General features: G+C 55.1%; 8 protein-coding genes (1 of these 8 cut by a window edge). 5 read left to right on the top strand and 3 right to left on the bottom strand.

The window, feature by feature from the left end:
* The 3 genes from hrpB to ACZ5FM_RS16710 all read left to right on the top strand — a co-directional run.
* Positions 1–628: the 3' portion of an ATP-dependent helicase HrpB gene (gene hrpB, locus ACZ5FM_RS16720; protein WP_464039280.1), read on the top strand. 1862 nt of this gene lie to the left of the window's left edge; the window shows 628 of its 2490 coding nt (coding positions 1863–2490); the start codon falls outside the window, past its left edge; its stop codon occupies positions 626–628.
* 108 nt (positions 629–736) lie between these two features.
* A complete protein-coding gene (locus ACZ5FM_RS16715; protein WP_464039279.1) occupies positions 737–2041 on the top strand; it encodes an ActS/PrrB/RegB family redox-sensitive histidine kinase in 1305 nt (434 codons plus the stop codon).
* Between the two features lie 72 nt (positions 2042–2113).
* Positions 2114–2704 (top strand): ActR/PrrA/RegA family redox response regulator transcription factor, encoded by a 591-nt coding sequence (locus ACZ5FM_RS16710; RefSeq protein ID WP_192490641.1) that lies wholly within the window; start codon positions 2114–2116, stop codon positions 2702–2704.
* A 13-nt stretch (positions 2705–2717) separates the two neighbouring features.
* Here the strand turns inward: ACZ5FM_RS16710 and ACZ5FM_RS16705 are convergent, their stop codons facing one another.
* Positions 2718–3203 (bottom strand): MmcB family DNA repair protein, encoded by a 486-nt coding sequence (locus tag ACZ5FM_RS16705; protein WP_250984343.1) that lies wholly within the window; start codon positions 3201–3203, stop codon positions 2718–2720.
* Positions 3204–3372: 169 nt separating this feature from the next.
* Here ACZ5FM_RS16705 and ACZ5FM_RS16700 point away from each other — a divergent pair, with 169 nt between their 5' ends.
* Positions 3373–4062, top strand: a complete 690-nt coding sequence (locus ACZ5FM_RS16700; RefSeq protein ID WP_250984102.1) for a L,D-transpeptidase — start codon at positions 3373–3375, stop codon at positions 4060–4062.
* A gap of 64 nt (positions 4063–4126) precedes the next feature.
* Here the strand turns inward: ACZ5FM_RS16700 and ACZ5FM_RS16695 are convergent, their stop codons facing one another.
* Positions 4127–5368, bottom strand: coding sequence for an MFS transporter (locus ACZ5FM_RS16695; RefSeq protein ID WP_464039278.1), 1242 nt, complete (start codon positions 5366–5368; stop codon positions 4127–4129).
* A gap of 119 nt (positions 5369–5487) precedes the next feature.
* On the opposite strand from ACZ5FM_RS16695, the gene ACZ5FM_RS16690 reads away from it, so the two are divergent.
* Positions 5488–5943, top strand: a complete 456-nt coding sequence (locus ACZ5FM_RS16690; RefSeq protein ID WP_259148914.1) for a winged helix-turn-helix transcriptional regulator — start codon at positions 5488–5490, stop codon at positions 5941–5943.
* 51 nt (positions 5944–5994) lie between these two features.
* Here ACZ5FM_RS16690 and ACZ5FM_RS16685 read toward each other — a convergent pair whose 3' ends face one another.
* A complete protein-coding gene (locus tag ACZ5FM_RS16685) occupies positions 5995–8163 on the bottom strand; it encodes a malate synthase G (protein WP_464039277.1) in 2169 nt (722 codons plus the stop codon).
* Positions 8164–8231 lie beyond the last annotated feature (68 nt).

Here is an 8231-nt window from a genome sequence, read left to right as displayed (position 1 = left end):
ACCGCGCCCCACCGGGGAGAAAGCTGCCATGGCAATGGCGCAAGGCATTCGGGAGCGTGGATTGTCGCTGCTTGGCTTCAGCAAAGAAGCACAGCAATTGCGCCACCGTATCGGGTTCCTGCACCGTACATTGGGTGAACCATGGCCGGATATGAGCGATGACGCTCTACTGTCGAGGCTTGAAGACTGGTTTGTACCCTTTCAGAGCGACTGCAAAGGTCTTTCCGACGTCAAACCCGGGACGTTGTTTGACGGGTTGATGTCACTTCTACCGCATGGGTTGGACCGCGATCTTCCCCGACTTGCGCCAACCCATTTCGAAGCTCCTACGGGTCAACGACATCAGGTACATTATGACGGTGAAGAGCCATTGCTGGTCATACGGGTGCAGGAATTGTTTGGCCTCAAGACACATCCTGCTGTTGCAGGCGGCAAATTACCGCTCCTGTTGGAATTGACCTCGCCTGCGCATCGCCCCATACAGACGACACGCGACCTACCAGGGTTCTGGTCCGGTTCGTGGAGAGATGTACGCGCTGACATGCGTGGCCGTTACCCGCGACACCCTTGGCCAGAAAATCCCGCAGATGCCGCGCCGACCAACCGTGCAAAGCCACGCGGCACCTGATCACGTGTCGCAAGACCTGTGTCCCTCCCGGTCGGTACCAAGAGTTTTGACCGCTATGCCCGCGACAAGACAATAAAGTCTGACGTGAATAGCATGAAGGAGACTGGCATGGCCGTTCAGCCAATCGAAAATACCCAGCTTGACCGGTTCAGCCGCCAGATACGTTTGCAAACAATTGTGCGTTTACGCTGGCTAGCAGTAGCCGGGCAGAGTGCAACACTGCTGCTGGTGGAATTGGTGCTGAAGTTCCCACTGCCTTTGGTGCCGTGCATCCTTCTCGTCGCAGCATTGGCGGCCGCCAATCTTGTTCTGACTGCCCGCTTCCCATCGACACACCGACTTGAGCCGCGTTCGGCCACTTTGCTACTTGCATTTGACCTTCTGCAGCTGACAGCGCTTCTTTACATCACCGGCGGTCTCTCCAACCCGTTCAGCCCACTAATTTCCGTTCCGGTTATCATTGCATTTGCCTCGCAGCCGCTGCGTTATTCGCAAGTGCTGTTGGGTATTGCACTTGTCTGCTCGGCAATTATTGCATTCTCCCCCTATCCCGTACCTTGGTATCCGGGTGAGCCATTGCCGATCCAACCGATCATGCAGGTCGGCATGTGGTGCTCGATCATTGCTATGATGCTGTTTACCGCCTTCTACGCCTACCGGGTTTCCAATGAAGCCAATCAGCTTGCCAATGCACTGGCGGCCACGGAACTGGTGCTGGAACGCGAAAAACATCTGTCGCAGCTTGATGGCCTTGCTGCGGCCGCAGCCCATGAATTGGGCACACCACTTGCCACGATTAGTGTGGTCGCGAAGGAAATGGAACGCGAGCTTGGTAAGGATGAGCGGTTTGGCGAGGATGTCTCGCTGCTGCGCAGCCAGAGCGAACGTTGCCGTGACATTCTGAAGCGGCTGACTTCCCTTTCTGCTGACGGCGAAGAACATATGCGTCGTCTGCCTCTCTCCTCGTTAATGGAGGAGGTGATCGCGCCGCACCGCGAGTTTGGCATCAAGATCAATCTGGTCGACATCAATGGACGGGATGGAGAGCCTGTCGGATCCCGTAACGCTGGCATACTGTACGGTCTGGGCAACCTGATCGAAAACGCCGTCGACTACGCCAGCAAATCGGTGATCATCACTGTTGAACACAACGCCCAGCAGGTGCGCATTACCATTGAAGATGACGGCGAGGGTTACGCCCCGGACATTCTGGTGCGTATCGGTGATCCCTACGTGACCAAACGCCAGAACATGGCGCGCGCCGGCGGATTGGGCCTCGGGCTTTTTATTGCCAAAACCCTGCTGGAACGTTCCGGCGCTACGCTGACATTCGAGAACCGATCCGACACGACAGGCGCACGCGTCAAAGTGGTCTGGCCGCGCAGCATCATGGACGACATCAGGGCGAAATGACTTTACGCCAAGGCCGCTAAGGGCCATAACAATTATCACCTATAAAGACAGAAATAGCCGGGAGGCCGGGGCATGAGCAACGAAACCCAAACCACAGCGTTAAGTGGCGCAGACCAACCAACAGAAGACCATATCGGGCCTGACAAGACCCTGCTGATCGTTGATGATGACGGTCCGTTTTTGCGCCGTCTGGCACGCGCCATGGAAACAAGAGGATTTGTTGTCGACACGGCCGAGACGGTCAGTGAAGGCATTGCCAAGTCGAAGATCATGCCACCGAAATACGCGGTGGTCGATTTGCGCCTGACGGATGGCAATGGTCTGGAAGTCATCGAAGCCATTCGTCAGAACCGCGACGACACGCAGATCGTCGTGCTGACAGGTTATGGCAACATTGCCACCGCTGTTACCGCCGTTAAGCTGGGTGCACTGGATTACCTGGCAAAACCTGCCGATGCTGATGACGTCTTCAATGCGTTGACGCAGCGCGCCGGTGAGAAAAAGGAACTACCGGAAAACCCGATGTCTGCGGACCGAGTACGCTGGGAGCACATTCAGCGCGTCTACGAGATGTGTGAACGCAACGTGTCGGAAACAGCTCGTCGTTTGAATATGCACCGCCGCACCCTGCAGCGCATTCTGGCCAAAAGAGCCCCTAAGTAAGGACGCTGACCGGTCACTCCCCAAAGGTTTGGCCGGTTTGCCATTCGGCGAGCATCAAGCGGCGCGCCGCCGTTCGTGAGAAGTCGAGAGTGATCGCCTTACGCCGCGCCGGTACCAGCTTGTGTTCCGGTGCCTCGCGCAACATATGCGCCGAGTACCCGTCCGAAACAATCAGACCAAAGTCCGGCGGAAAGATATCAAGCGGCACTTCATTATGGGTTGCAAAAAACAGCCTGTCGCAAAACAAGCGATATTCCGGCCATTTGCGATCGACACGAAAATCTTCAATCGATGATTTGATCTCGATGATCCAGATCTCGCCTTTCATGGACAGGCTGATCAAGTCCGCGCGTCGGCCATTGGCAAGCGGCAATTCTGGCAACACAGCATGGCGCATCTCATGCAACAAACGCTGCACGCCACGTCGCACCAGCATGGCCTTTTCAGATTGCCGCCCGTCGACCAGCGGGTTACCGGCACCAAATGAAACGATGGTCATATCAAAGCCCTGTGAAATGTTGCAAAAAGGCCATCCCGTCACAATTAATCGCTGCATAGCGTGATGCTGCAACGCAATGCCTTGCAAAGCCCAGTCTAATGGAAAATAAGCTGCTGACAAAGGTGGTTCAACCTTCCCCATCACCAGCGTCATTTTCCGCGAGAACATCATGCGCATTCGCACTATTTTGACTGCATTCGGTCTGACAGCAACGCTTGCCATAACCGGTTGTGCTTCTACGAGTTCTGAAGTTTCGAAGAACGAGGCTGCTCCGATAGCAGCCCCTGCCCGCGTTGAAACTGTTCAGATTTTCAACGATGTTTATGGTCCGGTCACCGACGCCGGTTACGCACTGCCAGCAATTCCGATCGAGCGTGTGAACGAGAAGTTCCGCCGCCAGATCGTTGAGTTCCAGACACAGGAAAAGCCGGGCACGATCATCGTCAACACCCGCGAGCGTTTCCTGTATTACGTCATGTCCGGCAACCGCGCCGTTCGTTACGGCATCGGCGTTGGCAAGCAGGGTTTTGCATGGGCGGGCGAAGCCTATGTTGCCTGGAAGCAGGAATGGCCAATGTGGCACCCGCCAAAGGAAATGGCTGTACGCAAGCCGGATATTGCCCAGTACGTTGAAAAGGGCATGGGTCCTGGTCTCAGAAACCCGCTCGGCGCACGCGCCATGTACCTGTTTAACGAAAAGGGTCAGGACACACTGTTCCGTATCCATGGTTCGCCAGAATGGGCTTCGATCGGCACAGCTGCGTCCTCCGGCTGCATCCGTATGATCAATCAGGATGTGATCGATCTTTACAGCCGTGTTCGTCCAGGCCGTACCTCCAAGGTTATCGTGATCCAGTAAGGTCACGCAAACGACCAAAATCACAAAAGCCGCCGGAGAACGTCCTGGCGGCTTTTTTGTTTGCTCAGATGTTGTGCTGTCGCATGACGCTTGAAGAAATCCAGAATAACACGGCGGACAGGCTGAATGTTGCACCGAGCATCGATACGCCCGTCCAGCCAAATTGGGCATAGGCGGTGGTTGACGAGATGGCTCCTACTGCACTTCCTGTCGAATAGAACACCATGTAACCGCCAACCAGACGACTGCGCGCATCTGGGCGAGCCGTAAAGATCACACTCTGATTGGTCACATGGACTGCCTGAATTGCGAAATCAAGCAACACCACACCTACGACAAAAAGCAGCAAAGACGCGGGCAAAAGGCCGACCAGCAACCATGAAAGGCTGAGCAAAAGGAGCGACAGGCCCGTTACCCGGTTAGCATGACCACGATCGGCAAGATGTCCGGCTCCACTGGCAGCAAGTGCACCCGCTAGGCCGGCAATACCAAACAGCCCTATACTGGTGTGTGAAAGCGAAAAAGGAGTAGTACTCAGTGGCAACACCATTGCCGTCCACAAGGTGCTAAAACTTGCAAAAATGAGAAAAGCCAGGATGCCTCGCTCGCGCAGAATGCGCTCTCGCAGAAACAATGCTGGTATGGATTTTACGATTGCCCAATAGCTGCCTGTCCGTGCGGTGGACGGCGCTCCGCCCGGCAGGACACGGGCAAGCACCAGACCCATGATCAGCATCAAAAATGCGGACACCATATAAACGGTGCGCCAGCCGCCGAAATCAGCGAGTACACCGGAGACAAACCGGGCAGCAAGAATGCCTATCACTACCCCGCCCGTCACAAGGCCAATGGCGTGTCCCTGTTGTCTGGGAGCCGTCAACGTCGCGGTAAAAGCCACGATGACCTGCACGACAACAGCAAGAAGTCCGACACAGATCATTCCGACGAAGAGAATGGCGACATGCTGGGCTGTTGCAACAATCATCAACGCCACCGCGGACAGAAGGATTTGGCGGATGATAAGCTTACGGCGGTCGATCAGATCACCAGCCGGCACGATGAGCAGAAGCCCTGCGACGTAACCGACATGCGTCAGCGTGACGACAAGTCCAATTGATGCGGGCTCAATACCAAAGTCAGCCGCCATGACATCGAGCAATGGCTGGGCATAATAGATATTCGCGACACTGAGACCACAGGTCAAAGCAAAGATCAGAATGATCCAGCCAGACAGGCTGGCGGGTGGAAGGCTTTGGACGTGTGATGCATCGGGGTGGAATGGGGCAAGATTGACTGGCGTTTCCATAACATGTTTCCTTTCTAGTCTTATAACAAGACCACTTGTCACATTCGCATTCCAGTTCTATTTTAGAACCAGATTTGGCAGATAGCCGCCAAGAAGCGCGTTAACGTGGAACAAAGCAGATGAAACGGAAGAGTTTTCGGGAAGCGGAGTGTCCAGTCGCGCGGACGCTGGACGCGATCGGTGACTGGTGGTCCTTGCTTATCATTCGCGATGCATTTGATGGCATCAGTCGATTCAGCCAGTTTCAGCAGAACCTCGGTATTGCCAAGGGTATGCTGACAACGCGGTTGCGCGATCTTGTTGAGGCGGGCGTACTAGCGCTGGCCCCAGCCTCTGATGGCAGTGCCTATCAGGAATATGTGCTGACTGAAAAAGGGAGACGACTTTTTCTAGTTATTGTCTCGTTGCGACAATGGGGTGAAGACCACCTCTACCAAGCCGACGAACCTCGCTCCACACTGGTGGAGACCAATACAAATCATCCGGTTTCGCGGCTGGAATTGTCCTCTTTATCCGGGAAAAAGCTTGCCTGGGAAGAAACCCGGATCGTTGCAGCCCAGCGCCGCAGTTCATGACAATGTCTGTCACGACGCTGTCTCGCCTCGTGACAGACCTGCGGGGATATATCAGCCTGCCAGCTTTGCCTTCAACTCCTGGCGACGGCGGTGCAGAACCGGTTCAGTATAACCGTTTGGCTGCATACGGCCCTCCAGCACCAGTTCCAGTGCTGCCTGGAAAGCAACGGAATCGTCAAAATTTCCGGCCATCGGTGTGTACGCAGCATCGCCGGCATTCTGACCATCGACCACAGCTGCCATTCGCTGCATTGTTTCAACGATCTGCTGACGACTGGCGATACCGTGATGTAGCCAGTTGGCCATGTGTTGCGCAGAGATGCGCAGGGTCGCACGATCTTCCATCAGGCCAACATTGTTGATGTCAGGAACCTTGGAACAACCAACACCCTGATCAACCCAACGCACGACGTAGCCCAAAATTCCCTGGGCGTTGTTATCCAGTTCGCGCTGGATGTCTTCAGCAGACCAGTTTGGACGGTTGGCGACAGGTACCGAGAGAATATCGCCCAGCTTGGCGCGCGGGCGGCTTTTAAGCCCCTGCTGGACGGCGGCAACATCGATCTTGTGGTAATGGGTCGCGTGCAGTGTCGCCGCAGTCGGTGAAGGTACCCAAGCCGTGTTTGCGCCAGCCTTTGGATGGGCGATCTTCTGCTCCAGCATCGCTGCCATCAGGTCCGGCATGGCCCACATGCCCTTGCCGATCTGCGCATGACCGGACAATCCACATTCCAGACCGATGTCGACATTCCAGTTTTCGTAGGCTGCAATCCAAGCCGCCTGCTTCATGTCGCCCTTGCGGATCATTGGACCCGCTTCCATGGATGTGTGCATTTCGTCACCGGTGCGATCAAGAAAACCGGTATTGATGAACACAACACGGTCCTTTGCCGCGCGAATGCACTCCTTGAGATTGACCGTGGTGCGGCGCTCCTCATCCATAATGCCCATTTTCATGGTGTTGGGTTTCATGCCAACCAAAACCTCAACACGCGAGAAGATTTCGCATGCGAAGGCCACTTCTTCCGGGCCATGCATCTTGGGCTTCACGACATACATCGAACCGGCACGCGAGTTCTTGTAGCGACCACCGGGGCCAATATCATAAAGCGCAATCAAAGCGGTGATGACACCATCCATGATGCCTTCGGGCACCTCGTTACCGTTACGGTCAAGAATAGCCGGGTTAGTCATTAGGTGGCCGACATTGCGAATCAACATCAGCGAACGACCGGGTAGCGTCAGTGCTGAACCATCAGGGGCCGTGTAGTCACGATCGGTGTTCAGCGTGCGGGTAAATGTCTTGCCCGCCTTGGTCACGCTTTCCTTGAGATCACCGCGCATCAGGCCAAGCCAGTTCCGATAGACTTCAACCTTGTCAGCAGCATCCACAGCGGCGATGGAATCTTCGCAGTCCATGATGGTTGTCAGCGCCGATTCGGCAATCACATCCGAGATGCCGGCAGCATCGCTTTTGCCAATCGCGGTTGTTGGGTCGATGACAATTTCGATATGCAGACCATGATTGGCCAGCAGAATAGCGGAAGCCTGCGTCGCCTCCCCTTTGTAGCCGGCAAACTGCGCAGGATTTTTGAGGCCTGTCACGCCACTGGATGAGGCGATTTCCAATGTTCCGTTGTTGACCCGCAAGGCGTTGATAGCGGTCCAGTCACCATCAACAAGCGGAAACGCGTCATTGAGAAATGCTCGTACCCACGCAATGACCTTGTCACCGCGCTTGGGATTGTAGCCTTCGGTCTTTTCGGCACCGTCGGTTTCAGGAATGGCATCCGTGCCATAAAGCGCGTCGTACAGCGAACCCCAGCGGGCATTGGCAGCATTCAGCGCGTAACGGGCATTCATGACCGGAACGACAAGCTGCGGGCCAGCGATCTGCGCGATTTCCGGATCGACATTATGAGTCGAAATGGTGAAGGCACCGCCCTCCGGCTGGATGTAACCGATATCGCGGAGAAATTGCTCGTAGACAGCAAGATCTACAGGTGCACCGTTCTGCCGGTACCAGTCATCAAGTTTAGCCTGAAACGCGTCACGCTTTTCCAACAGAGCGCGATTCTTCGGCGAAAGGTCGTGCACGATTTCGGAAAAACCGGCAAAAAACGCATCGGCATCAAGTCCGGTTTCAGGCAGGACTTCTGTGGTCAGAAAGTCGTGCAGCTTTGCGTCTACAGATAGTCCATGCTTTTCAACGAAGGTCATACAGGGCTCTCCAAAACTTCTGGTGTTTGGGTGCCACATTGCCAGCAGGATATTTTTAGTCAATCACA

This window comes from Agrobacterium sp. 5Ca50 (genome assembly GCF_055381905.1).
The sequence above is the reverse complement of the archived record's forward strand: the minus strand, read 5'-3'. Positions and strand labels throughout refer to the sequence as shown.

Bases quoted from the DNA above. Each gene is read 5' to 3' on its own strand.
- ACZ5FM_RS16690 (WP_259148914.1), top strand. From the start codon at position 5,488: ATGAAACGGAAGAGTTTTCGGGAAGCGGAGTGTCCAGTCGCGCGGACG.
- ACZ5FM_RS16695 (WP_464039278.1), bottom strand. From the start codon at position 5,368: ATGGAAACGCCAGTCAATCTTGCCCCATTCCACCCCGATGCATCACAC.
- ACZ5FM_RS16700 (WP_250984102.1), top strand. From the start codon at position 3,373: ATGCGCATTCGCACTATTTTGACTGCATTCGGTCTGACAGCAACGCTT.
- ACZ5FM_RS16710 (WP_192490641.1), top strand. From the start codon at position 2,114: ATGAGCAACGAAACCCAAACCACAGCGTTAAGTGGCGCAGACCAACCA.
- ACZ5FM_RS16685 (WP_464039277.1), bottom strand. From the start codon at position 8,163: ATGACCTTCGTTGAAAAGCATGGACTATCTGTAGACGCAAAGCTGCAC.
- ACZ5FM_RS16715 (WP_464039279.1), top strand. From the start codon at position 737: ATGGCCGTTCAGCCAATCGAAAATACCCAGCTTGACCGGTTCAGCCGC.
- ACZ5FM_RS16705 (WP_250984343.1), bottom strand. From the start codon at position 3,203: ATGACCATCGTTTCATTTGGTGCCGGTAACCCGCTGGTCGACGGGCGG.